This is a genomic window from Rahnella selenatireducens, assembly GCF_046449555.1.
GTDB classification, from domain to species: Bacteria; Pseudomonadota; Gammaproteobacteria; order Enterobacterales; family Enterobacteriaceae; genus Rahnella; species Rahnella selenatireducens.
Map to the genome: position 1 here is coordinate 64,007 of NZ_JBKEZJ010000016.1, position 14,441 is coordinate 78,447.

The window sequence follows — 14,441 nt, forward strand, 5'->3', positions numbered from 1 at the left end:
TAACGACAAAAACTGATGCAATTCGTAATGGCCTTTATTTAAGGATGATAAATAACGATCTCATAAATAGTTAACATTCTCATAAACTTGTTAAGGTTAATCAAATTGGCATTGTGGATTGAAAGCAATGGTAAACCACTGCTTTACGCAGTTGGCCGCATGGCAATGCCACTGTTCGCGCTTATCTTCGCATTCAACATGGCAAAACAGCCAGGCCGTGCCCAGGAACTGGCTAAACGGCAATGGAAGTGGGCGATCATAACCCAGCCTTTCTTTGCCTTTGCCTTTTATGACCATCAGCCCTGGTACGCGTTGAACATTTTGCTTGTCTTCGCCGTATGCAGCCAACTGGTCGCGTGGATCTATCCCAGGACGCAGTATTGCTGGATAAAAAGCATTCTGCTTATCGCTATTTTCGCGTGGCCACTGTCACTGGCCAGTTATGGGTTAGCGGGCATTGCCTTTGTGTTGATCTCAGTTCTTATGCTAGCCAGCATCGCACCAGACAAGGTAGTTCTATTACTTTGGGTTTTATCACTGATCAGTTTAAATGCTGCTTCATTGATGACTGCGCCAATAATTGAAGTGATCGCTTTCGGCATTATACCCACGCTGTTTTTACCGCTATTCATGCTCACTTTAACAGATAGCGCGAAAGCAACAGGGAAACGCTTCTTACCGCGGCAAACTTTTTACTGGCTGTACTGCGGGCATTTGATGGTATTAGGAATAGTTTCAGCTTTACTCAGAACGTGGGGTATTTGACAAAATTCCAAACGGATGCCGGTATTTTGTCATAAAAACGATTTATGAGGTCCGCTTGGGAAAGGGAAAATATCCTACGTTTGCATGTTTCTTAAGTAGACATGATAGTCCGCTGTGTGCCAGAAGCGGACGTTGCTCAATCACATGGAATCTTTAAAATGCGTCAGTCTTTTCAAAACAAACCCTACTAAGAAGGCATCTGCACACGTTCACAAACTACCCATAAGAAATTAAAAGTGCACTATAAATGATATAGATATGGCAGAAATCGATAATGATTAGCATTATCACTTCATCTTTAGCCATAAAGTTTCTTATTTGCAATTAGTTAGATATATTCCCTATAAATCGATAAATTATTGGTTTTTTCAACCATTAATTAACATAATTAATCATTTATTAACATATTTAACTTTTATTGCGCCCATACACTTCCTTACATTGACTAATTATTATCATTGATTAATATCAATGCATACCTGAATAAAATAATATAAATCATTGCCAATACATGGAGTGTTATGGATTCATATAATAAAGAAACCATTCGAAACACATATTCAGCAGGCTTGATTCATCACCTCACCCTTGTGGTTGGTCTTGTGTGTGTGGGAATAGGACAAACACTTTTATACACGATTTTGGGACCAGCAAGTCGCGAAATTGGAATTTCAGATTTTTCTGTTGGTATCATTGTTACAATAGCAGCACTAGTTATTACTCTTTCTTCGGGTATGTGGGGGAGGCTAATAGATAGACTTGGGAGTAGAAATGCATATCTTGCTGGAATGATTTTTTATACAACTGGAACCCTATTTTTAGGTTATGGACTACATATCAGTGTAAATCATTCTATTTCTGCCCTTTCAGCATTTTACCTTTTACTCGTTATAAGAAGCTTAACGGGATTTTTAACGGCAGGTATTCACCCTGCCGCAATGACATATGTTGCTGAAAGCACAAGTAGTAAAGAAAGAGGCGCCGGAATTGCCCTTATTGCCTCTGCATATGGAATAGGTTCAATTATCGGGCCTATATTGGGATCTGTTATAGGAAAAGTATCTTTTCTTCTTCCTATTTTGGTCGCTTCTGCAATTTCTTTGTTAGGGGTAATATTAGGTTTTTTAGTTTTAAAGCCACAAAAAAAGTCACTTACTAATAAAGAAAAAGAAAGAATATTAATACGATTAACAGATAAAAGAGTTCTCCCTATTTTTATTGGAATATCATTGACGTATGTCGGATTTTCATGTTTTCAGCAAACATTATCATTTTATGTGCAAGATGTGTTTAATCTTAGTCCAGAAAGATCAATATCAAAAATAGGTGGGCTTTTCGCGACCATGGCTGCTTTCATGATTATCATCCAATTATTACTCATTCAGATCATTAAGCCAAGTATCAACTTTCTATTATACTGCGGAATGTGGTCTTGCGTTACTGGCTTTATGTTTCTAATTTTAACGACTCAAACGTTTAACGGATTATACTTAGCTTGTGGGTTTCTAGGTATTGGTTTTGGAATGATGATACCTGCCATACAGTCATCGGCTTCGTTGGCTGTAACGAAAGACGAACAAGGTGGAGTTTCTGGTTTTCTATTTGGTGCTTCAGCTTTTGGTTATGTCATTGGACCAGCATTAGGGACCTATATATATAGCATTAATTCAAACATATTATTTTTAATTTGCATAGTGGTTACTTTTTTATCAGTCTTTTCAACTAGAATAGTTTTGAATAAAAAATAGAAACTTCAGTCACCAGCTAATGGGATCTTATATTCTCCTTTGGGAGGGTATTGGGTAAGGAGTGCTATAGCACTATTTATAAATAGATAGATAAAGGAAGTATCAATGCAAAATGTTAGCATAATGAGCAATACAAATATCTTAGCCGCAGAAACTAAGCCAGCACGCATGGCTGCGGAAACTAAACCAGCACGCATGGCCGCGGAAACTAAACCAGCACGCATGGCCGCGGAAACTAAACCAGCACGCATGGCCGCGGAAACTAAGCCAGCACGCATGGCCGCGGAAACTAAGCCAGCACGCATGGCCGCGGAAACTAAGCCAGCACGCATGGCCGCGGAAACTAAGCCAGCACGCATGGCCGCGGAAACTAAGCCAGCACGCATGGCTGCGGAAACTAAGCCAGCACGCATGGCTGCGGAAACTAAGCCAGCACGAATGACGGCGGAAATACATTAATTCCCTCACTTGGAAATAACAGCCAATTAGTTTAAATAAGGCTCGAAAGAGCCTTTTATATAAAGGGATTATTATGTCTAAGAAAGAAGAGTTTCTAAATTCTGGTGTGACGAAATTAGCTTTCTCATTTGATGCGTTGGATCCAATAAGACAATTATATTATGATATTCTGGATAACAACCTTCATCCATCTGTAGATATTGGAATTAAAGCCCATGAAGATTATAGCGATGAATTTAAAAGCGTAAGCATGCGATGGTATTTTGCTAAGTCTCCTGAAGCAATTAAGATCTTCCGAGATGTTCTTGACGGTTGTGAGTTGGCTTTAAGCCGAGACATCATCGGTAAAAGTCGAAATACAATGCGAGTAGTACAGGCCAATATAATTGAAACCATTGGTAGTTATCCTACTGGCCGATGGCATTCTGACTTCCATCACACTAAACTAGGAACAAATGAAAGTGGGACGCTTTTAACACCACTCTTTCCTTTTCAACCTTATTTTGGCGGTCTCGAAACTACTTCTGCCCATCGTGATGAATACGATGCTTATGATGAACTTGCGACTGTTCACAAATATCAAGAAGGGCAAGGAATCCTCTTTGATGGCACATCGACAATTCATAGGACCCAGTCATATAAAGCCTATCCAGGGGATAAAAGAATTCTCGTTTGTTGGCAATTTGGGTGTACACGTGATGAATTGCAACCTGTGCTTACAGAGGTGGGTGAAAATAATGGTGACCCCATGTTTTTTCATGAGCATGATTATGCATGAATAAATTTAAAGTACCTTTCTAGTTTTTTTATAGTGCACTTATAGAATTCAATCCCCGTTGATTTTTATATCGATGGGGGTTAATTTATAGTACATGTCGAGTTATCTTTAAGGTTTTTTGAAATTCATCCTTTGAAATAACCGTGCAAATTATTTTACTAATAGACGGTAGTAAATAGGATCGAGCAATGAAAAAGTTATATCTATGTCTCAGGGTGAGGGTTACCAGAATTTGTTAGTTTTAACAGTGGTTAGAAAGAAATGTGAATGCCCATCGGAAATTCTAGCGTTGAATTATATAGTTAATGAGTTGATTGATTCGTAGAGGCTATTCGTTTAATACGAATAGCATAGGTGACTTTAAAGCTATAGTGCTAGCTCAAATCACTCTTCAAATAAAATGGTGTTGCGACATATTTCTTAGGTTGTTGATGTTCACAATTAAAAACTTATCGAATTTTAAATCAGTGTATGAGTCAGCATTTGGAAGGCATATTTGGGATGATTAGTTAATATCAACGAGGTATCGATCGATGCCCCTACTTTAAGCACTAAATTTCATGCAAATCATAACCCTTCGTATGCCCTCTCTTCGCTCAAAGTGGACCTTCAGCTCTCTGAGCTTGTCCTCTTTCTGCCAGGTTTCGGACTTGCACGGCCGCAAAGCCGTGGAATGGCTTGTGAAAGTGGACTCCCTGAAACATTAGCGGATGTCATCGGATTACCCCAGGCGGTACTTATGGGCGCATGAGCGGCTCAATACCAATCCACTTCAGCGTTGGCTGATAACACAGTTTCAGCGCGGGTACCGCCACTTTCACACCATTAACGTCAAGGTCGCCTAAATGGACAGCCCATTTCGTATTCGCGTTGCCGTCATAAATTTTAAAAACTACATACGCTGAGCCGTAGTCATCGTTATTGGTAATTCGTGGGACATTGCGATGTACTTCATCACTATTGATGTCGTAAGGCGATGGCCTTGCATATCCCTGTTTATCTTCCGGAAAATCGTACGGGAATGATGTGGTGCCGAGGTAAATTTCTGGCCGCGCGCTAAGCCGTTTACCATCACCCAGGTCGATATAGGCATTACGAGTGTCGATAAAAATCGGTACTGCTGGCAGCCCGGTAGTTCCCGGACGAGAAGGCCGCTGACGTCCTTTGTTATAGGCAATCAACTGGACATAAAATTCCGGCCTCGCCTCAGGCCCCTGGACATGCGGAATAGTGAAACTGCTTCGTTTATCAGGCATATAGTTGCCAGGCATACCGTGATCATAGATATAGGTTTCTAGTACAATCTCTTGCTTTCCGTTTGGGCTATCGACAGTAAAGGTATACTCGCTTTGGCACAGGTCGATATACCCTGGCCTTTCTCGCGGATACGGAATACATCCTGCCAACAGCGCGGCGCCAAGCGCGACAAGCCCGCCCCAGCTAAGATGGTTCGATATTGACATAACAAAATCCCTACCTAAAAAATCCCGAGTGCTAGCTTAGGTTAGTATCGCTAAGATCTTCAACCTGCCAACATTGATTTTGAAAGCGTCGTGAAGCTGAAGGTTCAGTGGCAGAAATGTGCCAGGAGCAGAAGTTGTGACAGCGGCTTATCCTGGTAAATGGAGAGTAAGTGAGCTCTTGCCCTTTGCCTCGCGGCCAGAAATACACCCTCTTAATTATAGAATTATTATTCAGGTTTTAATCTCTCTACAAAGGTTAACGAGGATCCCTTCTGACATGTTGTAATGTCCTCAAAGCCATTCATAATATAAAAGTGATCAAGTTGGATACCGCAGCGCGCCTGGAGAGCAAAAATGGATAAATATGCGGAGCAACTTACAGGATTTATGCGGGCCGTAGGTTGTATGAATGATGCGGCAAACCGCACGTCTGACTATTTCGTGGTGAAACTTGAAGAAAGCGAAAGCATGCTGACTTCTGTGGCGATGTATCACTCGACCATTACAGATAAGTTTCCAGCCGCATACTGGCACCCGCAACTTGAAGCCTGCGATGAAAAAATGTTTATGGAAAAGGTGGCGTTATGGTTTTTTGAGCATCGGGACACTCAGCGGCTGCCTACTTCACTCAAGCAGAACCTGCTCGCCCATTTTCAAGATGGACTCACTTCCATGACCGGTAATGCGTTGTTCTTTACGCTCATCACCAGCCCACCAGTTTGGTATGGCTCCCTACATGATGAGTTCGTCATTGAGTCACAATATGGCAGATTCCTCGTGCATTTTAGTTGTACTGACTGACTCTTTATTCACCATCCAGCGGCAGTAACATTCCGATTAATAATGTGTTTAACGGGCTAATTAGCGGCTGGCAGTAGAAGCGGTCGTAGGAGAGGCTGTGCGGTGAGTAGATGGCAGGGATTATATGTTTAACTCGATGTCATTACGAAGTTGTGAAAAGTAAAACGTCCGCTCCTCGCTCACAGAAGATTATAAGAGTTGATTGTGTGTTGCACTGTGAGATCAAATCAAAACCAATACATTCAGGCATCTTCCCACCGCGGTATCCATTCAACAGGCAACTGTTCCTTATCAAATCCCTCAAACCAGTAAACTGTACCTTTTGGCCCAACAATCGGCACTTCTCCCCAACCCTGATGAAACAATGCGCGATTCCAGTCCGGCTTGAGACGACCACGCCGTTTAAGGCGCTCACCATTACAAGCAGTTGCTCGTATTGAGGAAAAGTTCATAAAGAAACTTAACGGCATTTCCTCTTTTTTCGCACGTTGCAATTGCCTTGATATCCAGTCTTGGTTACGTTTGCGAAGTTTTTGTTTCATTGGCTACTGTTCTGATTCGGCTCACTTATCAATCAATGATCTCACTGTAACCCGACGCCATGCTTTGTACAATAATGTCCGCTCCTCGCTCAAAGCTGACCATTCACATCAGCATGTTTGCTTCGTGCCAAAAGAGGAAATTTTATAAATTGCAGTAGGTAAAACGCTACGATATTTTTCTCATCTGAGATGCAGATACTTTGTTCGGTTCACAGAACCTCAACAACCTCAAATTCTTCTGCGATCAGCTCCATTTCATCAGAGAAATAACCTTCACGAGTAAAAAACTTCTGATGTTCGTTCTGCCAATACTCAAGGCTCAAATCACCTTCACCTTCCTTTCGGGCAAAGTCGGCGGTAACATCACAAAAACGCACGAGTCGCATCGAAACCAATCTGATAACGCACACTGGTACATCCTGACTATCAAGGATGATGTTATAACTCCCAATCCTAGGTGCATATTCTTCTTGCTGGTAAGTTGCAAAAGAACCGCATGAGGCCGTTTTAATCCCTTTTATAATAAGGTCTGCAAGTTCGTTGGCCAGTTCTGGGCTATCACCAAATTGCCAAGCATTCGCGCTTGGATACTTCATCTTTAATTCACCAACCGCACACATTTAAAGCCCTCTTAATCAAATATAAAAAGAAATTTCATAAATGTTTTGAGCATAAATTGCCAGAAAATTTACATTGATGCTCTCATATTACTTTCTTCGTCCGCTCTTCGCTCACAGCGGACTTAGCGAACTATGCACAGGTCCGCTTTGTGCCAAGAGCAGACGTTCTACTTTTAATTTCTGCTCCGCAAATTACAGAGGCGTTCTTGAAGCACCAACAGGAGGAGGTATTTCAAATGTTCCGTGCTCTTTTTCGTATCGTCTAATATGAAAAAGAGGCGGTATAACGTAATTTTATTACAACAGACGACAATTACCTTGACATGTGCCGGGTTGAATGAATGTGAATTGTCGATGTAATAAAAAGAAGTTAGGGGACGTTATGAAATAGCTCGTTCACGTTCCCCGGAATAACCGTTAAACTTCGCCAGAACACGCAGTTGATATATACAGTTTACCACTAGCTGAAATTAGCTATAATCCGTAATAAAGAGACGACTCAGGTAGCGAATAATTAACTCTGAGAGTCTGTAATAAAATATGTCAATGGGTAACTTTGGCTATCCCTTATTCCTTTATTGACTAAACCATTTTTCTGAGCCTGCTCTGCACTATAAATAACGCGCCCAGACTCGGAAGCTGTTATTTTCTCCAATTCATCAGGAGTAAGGTTTGTGCAAGATGTGTAGACCTTACGGAACAATGCGTTGTAACTGTCATCTTCCTCCAAGATCCTTCGTGCCTGATCAGGTTTCATATAGTCTACTTTTTCATAACCCGATGCGGCGGGATGCATCATAAATCTCGCCATGGGCATGGTATAGCGGTCATTCGATGCGCAGTAAATCATCGTGGCTGCTGACCCTGTCATAGAAGCGTTAATAATATTCAGCTTTTGTGGAGTTTTTCGGAGTGCCTCGTATGCCACGTATCCTGCATCCATATCTCCACCGTCGCTGTTAAGATAAAGGTCAATGTTCTTTACGTTGCGATAGTTTGACTGGATATCCGCCAGCGAGGATATCAGCCAGGTCACAGTTTGATTATTTACTGAGCCGTTAAAGTAAACCCCTATCTCGTTGACCTCACCGTTTGTTACCGTATCACCCCGGATAGAAACGACATTTGCCTTCACACCTGCAGAGGCAATAACCGCAACGAATGCTATTAATATTTTTTTCATTTTTTTTAGTTTCTTAGTTAAATGGGTATTCACAACGGATACCCATTAGTGTGAAAAGCAATAAATTATACCTGACTATTTTTATAAAACCATTTACTGAGTTATTTGTTAAGAACAATTACCCTGTCTGCCGAAGCTATAGTTGTCTCTCGGTGAGCAATGATAACCCTTGTGATATCTAGTGCTTTGATCGCGTGATTCACCATCGCCTCACTTTCCTTGTCCAGTGCGCTGGTAGCCTCATCTAAGAACAAAACTGCAGGTTTCTTGTAAATTGCCCGTGCAATGAATAGTCGTTGTTTTTGACCACCTGATAACCCTTCTCCTAATTCACCGATCAGGGTTTCATACCCCATGGGCATTTGCTTAATGACCTCATGCAGGTAGCTGGCTTGGGCACATTCCTGCATCCACGCTTCATCCACTTCGTCTGAAAATCCGCAAATATTTTCCCTGATGGAGCCGGAGAACAGCTTGTCATCCTGCATTACGCAGGCGATCATTTTGTGATAATTATTGATACCCAACTGCTGAATATCGATACCGTTCACCTCGACCCGGCCGTAATCAGGATAAAACAGCCCACACAGAACCTTCATCAGAGTGGTTTTGCCCGAGCCGGACGGCCCAACAATAGCCACACTTTCACCTGGTGCGATAGTGATGTCCAGCCCGTTGAAAATGGTCGGAGATTGGCTGTCATAACGATAACTAAGCTCTCGCGTTGCCAGCGACATCGGCTGAAGACGAGCCTCATAAGGGAGGTCCGGCTTACGGTTTTCCTGCGGATGCAGGGCGATATCGGCAATACGCTCGTTGTGCAGGCTCATCATGCGCAATTGCAACAAGAAGTTAGTCAACGACCCAATTCTGTCGGAGAACTGTCCGCGAAAAGCGCCGAACGCGACGAACATTCCGATAGTCATTTGGTTATCGATTACCTGGCTGGTACCCAACCATAAGATAACCACCTGGTCACAGGCTGAGACAAAGGTGTTGATGCCTCCAAACAGCATGTCCATCTTAGTCACCCGGATCCCGGTATTGATGGTATCGATTTCGAGGTTGAGCCAGTGGGCACTGCGTCTTTCTGCTATCCCCTGCATTTTGACTGTGGCGATCCCATACAGGGTTTCCATAAAATAGGAACCGGCGCGGGCATTTCTTACTAAAGACTCCTCTGACAGTTGCCTGTAATAACCGTAGGTTAGTAGCCTAAGGAGTACATATAGGGCTGTGAAGGCCATAACTATCCAGGTTAACCAGCCTCCGTACAAAATCATCATCACGAACACGCCGACCACCATTATAATGTCCATGATGGCACCGACAATACTGGCCGTGAAGGTGCTGCGCAATGTATCCAGCGAGCCGAAGCGGGACTGGATATCCCCCAGTTTACGGCGTTCAAAATACCCCAGCGGCAGGCGCAACAGATGATTGAATAACCCGGATTGCCACTGGACGTTGATGAGGGTAGCCATGACCAATGAGGACCAGGAACGCACCATGCTGACTGCCGCCCGCAGCAGAATAAAGAACAACAACCCCGCGCAGATTAAGGTCAGCAAACCGCGATCGCCGGCTGGGATCGCGTGATCCATCACCAGCTGTGTACCAACCGGCATCACAAGGTTAATGGTTTCAATCACTACTGACAGACAAAAAATCTTGCCTAGCGCCCCTTTGAGGCCGTGTACGCTTCCCATAAGCGTGCTAAGACTGAGCCGGTTTTGCACGGTGTCTGCTTTGAATGCAGCGCCTGGCCAGGCCTCGAGTGCCGCGCCGGTGAAACTGTGCGACACTTCCGCCATGTTGATGGTCCTTCGGCCTCTGGCCGGGTCATGTATGACCACGTGATTACGCCTGACGTTCACCAGAACGACAAAATGGTTAAACTCCCAGTGCAGTATGCACGGCACTTTTAGCGCACTGAGTTCTTCAATATCCAGTAACAAGGGACGTGATGACAAACCGAGTTGTTCGGCGATACCGGTTAATCCGAACAACGTGGTGCCACGCGCCGAGAGGTTGAACTGCTGGCGTAGCGCAATCAGATCGACGTTCTTGCCATAGTGGCCGCAGATCATCGCAAGACAAGCGAGACCACATTCAGAGGATTCAGTTTGATGAACTAGCGGGACGCGTTGTCGCAGCCGGATGTCGAGCTGGCCGAGCAGTTTTTTGAGAGAGAGCCTACTCATTGACCGGCCCAGACGCGCTGTGCTTCATGTCGTAGAACGGTGATAGCATCCATTGATATATCTTCCTTTTTTCCAAAAATAGTGTGCTTTCCGCTTTCATACCGTTTTCCAGGCTCAGGCGTTTACCGTTATACATAATGGTCTGCTTCTCTGGTCTGACAATCACCTTGTAGTAAGGGACTGCGGAGGTCAGCGCGGGTTTGGGGGCACCCTGATAGGTCAGCATTTCCTGGGGTGACGCCGGTGCTCTGGAAATCACTGACACCGTGCCGGCGAACTGCCCAAATTTCTGCGAAGGAAAGGCTTCATAGCGAATGTTGACCCGGTCCCCTGAGGAAATATAGGGAATAGCATCATTGGGTACCCAAAGTACCAGAGAGTAATGATCAATGCAGGGTGGGATAACCTGCAGCAAACTGTCGCCGACGTTGACCATTTGCCCTATCGTGACGCTAAGGGAGTCGACGCGACCATCAACCAGTGCACGGACGATGATGGTTCCGCCGGCATCGATATTCAGCCGTTCTTTTTGCAGTTCGTAGCGCTGGAGTTCCATTTGATAAATCTGGTTATCAAATTCTGAGGCCTGTGTGTGGATTTGACTTTCCAGGGTGGTGATCTGCAGAGAGTTTTGCTCGTTTTGTCCGGTAAGACCCAACAGATTGTTTTGCTGTTGGTAATACAACGCCACCTGATTGGTGAGTTGATCCTTATTGATAAGCCCCTTCGTCTGGTATTGCCGGTAGTTCTCCATATTCTCTTTCATAATACGTAGTCCTTCCTCGGCGCGCCGCAGTATGTCGGTGGAGCGCTGGAAAGCCACGGTATATTGTGCCTTTTGTTTCTCCAGCATCTCAACCGTGTCTTTTTTGCTGCTGTCCAGCCGGCCGATGATTTGCGTAATGCGCTCAAGCTGGTCATCGATGTCTCGGCGTTGGTTATCGCTGACCACGCCGCTGCGGGTACTTTTACTCACATCTATCTGATAAATGGGAGTACCCGTTTTGATTACCTGTCCTTCAGTAACAAATTCTTTGACTACCACGCCCTGAACCCCGGAATATACGTTAGCCACCCGAGGGTAGGTGCTGATCTCACCGGTCACGTTGACTCTGCGGGTATAGTTTACGGCGATGACACAGGTCAGGAAGACTGTAATAAATAAAAGACATAAGGATGCGGTGACCCAAAAGGGAATACCGGGGAGGAGAAGCGCTCGGCCGCGCCATTTCATTTTCTGACTATTAATCGCTTCCTGGCGAAACACGGTTTGCCCTTCCTTAGCGAGTTGAGATGTGATGCGTCACGTTCATTATGTTATGACCTTAAATTGCTCCGGCAAGCGTTTATTCATCAGACCTTTTGGTCGTCTTATCCGCAATTTTATTATACCTACATGTCAAAAAAGTCTTGTCGATTGTGCTTAGGAGCCTTATCTCTTTAAAACTCTGCAAATATAGCCAATAGCATTCAGTCTATCAATCACATGAGACTACAGATATTCATCTAAAGATTGCCGGTTTATGACATATGGCTGTTAAAGGAAGCCAACCATTGAGTTTAGGTTGATGCTGTATCCAAACCACGATTGTACTCTTGTTTTGCTTGATAACTTTACTCAACAAGCATACTACAAAGAAAATATTTAAAAGATTAAGAAAAAAATGAAGCAATGAAAATATCAATACTGATAAATTACAATGAGTTATATTGATTTTCCTGGCGCTTTCATATCATGAAATGGCAAAAAGATAGGGTGGGAAATAATACCCACCGATTAAAGGTTAAGTAATTGAAATATAGTGTAACAAATTGAAACAAAACAAACAAAATGCTTACTTTTGGGCGTATAAATGTTCTGGATTTTTCACGGAAATAGTATTCTTTACATTCGTTGTTTTGATTTTGGAATCCTTATGAAAAAGATTGATTCATTGAGATTTAACAAGAAAAAAATACTGACTTTTATTTTTCTTGAACTAATTTCATTGGCCGCATGCATTCCAATTGGAATTTTGTGTGCCTATTTAAATGTTTCCAATAACACAATGAGTGGGATTATTGTCTCATATCTTTTTATTTCAATGTCAGCTATTCCTTTCGTTTACAATTATATCACAGCAAGGAGTTAATGAATGAGAGAGTTAACAGTCAGTGAGGTTTCACTCATTTCTGGTGGGAATGCCAATTCGAACTATGAAGGGGGTTGCTCTTCTTCACGTGTATCTCACGATGCAATGCATGGCGCAGCTAATACGGCTTACGCCGGAGCGATTAGAGGAGGCATGCAAGGATGGCCTGGCGGCCCAGAAGGTGTCGCTATTGGTGCTGCGGCCGGTGCGATAAAAGGTGCAGTGACCGGTGCGGTCATATCTGGGGTACATTCATATATTAGCAATTGCTATAATAATAATAACAATAATAATCGCGGCGGGTTCGGTGGTGATTCTAATTCTAACAGTGTTAACGGACAGTGCCACTGGTAATTAAACCTTTAAATATGCGTAGAACCCCAAACGTATATACTGTATGGGGTTCTACGGATTGAACAGCCATTATACCTTTGTCAGTGAAGGAAAAAGAAATCGATCTGGACGCCCTGATAGAAGGACTGAGGGTATTTGTAGTGGTCAAGCAAAACTGGCCACGGATTTAGAGTTTTTCCAGAACAATCGCTCTGATTCATTTGGCGTCAAACCACCTTTATATTGATGAGGTCTGAGCTGGCTGTAATATCCCGTTATGTAATTCGTTATCGCTGTCCTGGCTTCGCTAAAATTAGCGTATCCATTATCCGGTACCCACTCCGTTTTCAGATTTCTAAAAAAACGTTCCATGGGGCTGTTATCCCAGCAATTCCCTCTGCGACTCAGGCTTTGCTTTATCTGATATCGCCACAATAACTGTCTGAAATTCCTGCTGGTATAGTGGCTGCCTTGATCCGAGTGATACAGCAAATTAGCGGGCTTTCCTCACGCTTCCCAGGCCATGGACAGCGCTTTACCTGTCAGTGCAGAGTCTGGGAAAAATGACATCGCCCAGCCAACTGGTTTACGGGAAAACAAATCAAGCACAACGGCTAAATAAGCCCAGCGTTTACCCGCCCAGATATAAGTCACATCACCGCACCGGACCTGATTAGGCTCTGTTACAGCAAACTGGCGTTCCAGATAATTGGGGATTTCTACGTGTTCCTTAGACGCCTTTTTATATCGATGACCAGGCTGCTGACAGCTGATGAGAATAAGTTCTTTCATTAGCTTTGTTGCCCGCCGGCGGCTCAGTTTTACACCTTTGGTAGTGACCATCGCGGCAATATTACGTGCACCTGCGGAGCCATTACTTTCGCGATAGCTTTCACGAACAAGACTGAGTAATGCCACGCGTGCGGCATCAGGCTTCTTTGGCTGCCGCCAGTATTTATAGCTGCTGCGATGAACCCCAAACACGTTGCACACAACGGCAACAGGAAACCGCGCCCTGAGTTTCTCAACTAATGAGAACTGTTCAGGAAGTCTGACATCAAGAGCACGGTAGCCTTTTTTATTATATCTCTTTCCATTTCAACACGTTGAAGTCTTTTCTTCAGCTCGCGTATTTCAATCTGCTCAGGTGTCATGGGTGACGCTACGGGTGATTTCCCTCCTCGTTCTTCTTTCCACTGCCGAACCCACTTATCCATCGTGGACTTACCGACATTCATTGCCGTGGCAGCGGCGGCAACGGTGTAATGCTGATCGAGTACAAGCTGGGCAGCTTCGAGGCGAAACTCGGGGCTAAAATTGCGTTTGTTACGTCCGGTCATAATGTCACCTGTTTTGACTATGAGGCGATGATATCACCTCTATTCAGGTGGCCAAATTAACTATGCCACTACA

The 14,441-nt window shown here is 43.8% G+C and carries 12 protein-coding genes and 1 pseudogene; 5 read left to right on the forward strand and 8 right to left on the reverse strand.

The window, feature by feature from the left end:
• Nucleotides 1–105: 105 nt before the first annotated feature.
• Nucleotides 106–765: a TraX family protein gene (locus ACLBVC_RS21180; protein ID WP_410151245.1), complete on the forward strand. Its 660-nt coding sequence runs from the start codon at nt 106–108 to the stop codon at nt 763–765.
• A 521-nt stretch (nt 766–1,286) separates the two neighbouring features.
• Nucleotides 1,287–2,513, forward strand: coding sequence for an MFS transporter (locus ACLBVC_RS21185; protein WP_410151246.1), 1,227 nt, complete (start codon nt 1,287–1,289; stop codon nt 2,511–2,513).
• A gap of 5 nt (nt 2,514–2,518) precedes the next feature.
• On the opposite strand, the gene ACLBVC_RS21190 is transcribed toward ACLBVC_RS21185, so the two are convergent.
• Entirely contained in the window at nt 2,519–2,926 is a 408-nt protein-coding gene (locus tag ACLBVC_RS21190; protein WP_410151247.1) for a hypothetical protein, read from the reverse strand.
• 119 nt (nt 2,927–3,045) lie between these two features.
• Here ACLBVC_RS21190 and ACLBVC_RS21195 point away from each other — a divergent pair, with 119 nt between their 5' ends.
• Nucleotides 3,046–3,750 carry a hypothetical protein gene (locus tag ACLBVC_RS21195; RefSeq protein WP_410151248.1) on the forward strand — a complete coding sequence of 235 codons (705 nt, stop codon included), beginning with the start codon at nt 3,046–3,048 and terminating at the stop codon, nt 3,748–3,750.
• Between the two features lie 737 nt (nt 3,751–4,487).
• On the opposite strand, the gene ACLBVC_RS21200 is transcribed toward ACLBVC_RS21195, so the two are convergent.
• The gene (locus ACLBVC_RS21200; protein ID WP_410151249.1) at nt 4,488–5,213 is read right to left on the reverse strand and encodes a hypothetical protein; all 726 of its coding nucleotides are present in this window, start codon (nt 5,211–5,213) and stop codon (nt 4,488–4,490) included.
• Nucleotides 5,214–5,567: 354 nt separating this feature from the next.
• On the opposite strand from ACLBVC_RS21200, the gene ACLBVC_RS21205 reads away from it, so the two are divergent.
• Nucleotides 5,568–6,014 (forward strand): hypothetical protein, encoded by a 447-nt coding sequence (locus tag ACLBVC_RS21205; RefSeq protein WP_410151250.1) that lies wholly within the window; start codon nt 5,568–5,570, stop codon nt 6,012–6,014.
• Nucleotides 6,015–6,256: 242 nt separating this feature from the next.
• On the opposite strand, the gene ACLBVC_RS21210 is transcribed toward ACLBVC_RS21205, so the two are convergent.
• The 5 genes from ACLBVC_RS21210 to ACLBVC_RS21230 all read right to left on the reverse strand — a co-directional run bounded on the left by ACLBVC_RS21210 (nt 6,257) and on the right by ACLBVC_RS21230 (nt 11,830).
• Nucleotides 6,257–6,556, reverse strand: a complete 300-nt coding sequence (locus ACLBVC_RS21210) for a hypothetical protein (RefSeq protein WP_410151251.1) — start codon at nt 6,554–6,556, stop codon at nt 6,257–6,259.
• A 209-nt stretch (nt 6,557–6,765) separates the two neighbouring features.
• On the reverse strand, nt 6,766–7,176 hold the full coding sequence (locus ACLBVC_RS21215) for an ASCH domain-containing protein (RefSeq protein ID WP_410151252.1): 411 nt from the start codon (nt 7,174–7,176) through the stop codon (nt 6,766–6,768).
• A gap of 514 nt (nt 7,177–7,690) precedes the next feature.
• Complete coding sequence (locus ACLBVC_RS21220; protein ID WP_410151253.1) at nt 7,691–8,392, reverse strand: ATP-dependent Clp protease proteolytic subunit; 702 nt, start codon at nt 8,390–8,392, stop codon at nt 7,691–7,693.
• Nucleotides 8,393–8,460: 68 nt separating this feature from the next.
• Nucleotides 8,461–10,563, reverse strand: a complete 2,103-nt coding sequence (locus ACLBVC_RS21225) for a peptidase domain-containing ABC transporter (protein WP_410151254.1) — start codon at nt 10,561–10,563, stop codon at nt 8,461–8,463.
• Complete coding sequence (locus ACLBVC_RS21230; protein WP_410151255.1) at nt 10,556–11,830, reverse strand: HlyD family secretion protein; 1,275 nt, start codon at nt 11,828–11,830, stop codon at nt 10,556–10,558. The genes ACLBVC_RS21225 and ACLBVC_RS21230 overlap by 8 nt, the downstream gene beginning before the upstream one ends.
• Before the next feature lie 868 nt (nt 11,831–12,698).
• Here ACLBVC_RS21230 and ACLBVC_RS21235 point away from each other — a divergent pair.
• The gene (locus tag ACLBVC_RS21235; RefSeq protein ID WP_410151256.1) at nt 12,699–13,049 is read left to right on the forward strand and encodes a hypothetical protein; all 351 of its coding nucleotides are present in this window, start codon (nt 12,699–12,701) and stop codon (nt 13,047–13,049) included.
• A gap of 144 nt (nt 13,050–13,193) precedes the next feature.
• Here the strand turns inward: ACLBVC_RS21235 and ACLBVC_RS21240 are convergent.
• Nucleotides 13,194–14,368, reverse strand: a pseudogene (locus ACLBVC_RS21240) (IS3 family transposase).
• Between the last annotated feature and the right edge of the window lie 73 nt (nt 14,369–14,441).

Bases quoted from the DNA above. Each gene is read 5' to 3' on its own strand.
- ACLBVC_RS21185 (WP_410151246.1), top strand. From the start codon at position 1,287: ATGGATTCATATAATAAAGAAACCATTCGAAACACATATTCAGCAGGC.
- ACLBVC_RS21190 (WP_410151247.1), bottom strand. From the start codon at position 2,926: ATGCGTGCTGGCTTAGTTTCCGCAGCCATGCGTGCTGGCTTAGTTTCC.
- ACLBVC_RS21195 (WP_410151248.1), top strand. From the start codon at position 3,046: ATGTCTAAGAAAGAAGAGTTTCTAAATTCTGGTGTGACGAAATTAGCT.
- ACLBVC_RS21200 (WP_410151249.1), bottom strand. From the start codon at position 5,213: ATGTCAATATCGAACCATCTTAGCTGGGGCGGGCTTGTCGCGCTTGGC.
- ACLBVC_RS21205 (WP_410151250.1), top strand. From the start codon at position 5,568: ATGGATAAATATGCGGAGCAACTTACAGGATTTATGCGGGCCGTAGGT.
- ACLBVC_RS21210 (WP_410151251.1), bottom strand. From the start codon at position 6,556: ATGAAACAAAAACTTCGCAAACGTAACCAAGACTGGATATCAAGGCAA.
- ACLBVC_RS21215 (WP_410151252.1), bottom strand. From the start codon at position 7,176: ATGTGTGCGGTTGGTGAATTAAAGATGAAGTATCCAAGCGCGAATGCT.
- ACLBVC_RS21225 (WP_410151254.1), bottom strand. From the start codon at position 10,563: ATGAGTAGGCTCTCTCTCAAAAAACTGCTCGGCCAGCTCGACATCCGG.
- ACLBVC_RS21235 (WP_410151256.1), top strand. From the start codon at position 12,699: ATGAGAGAGTTAACAGTCAGTGAGGTTTCACTCATTTCTGGTGGGAAT.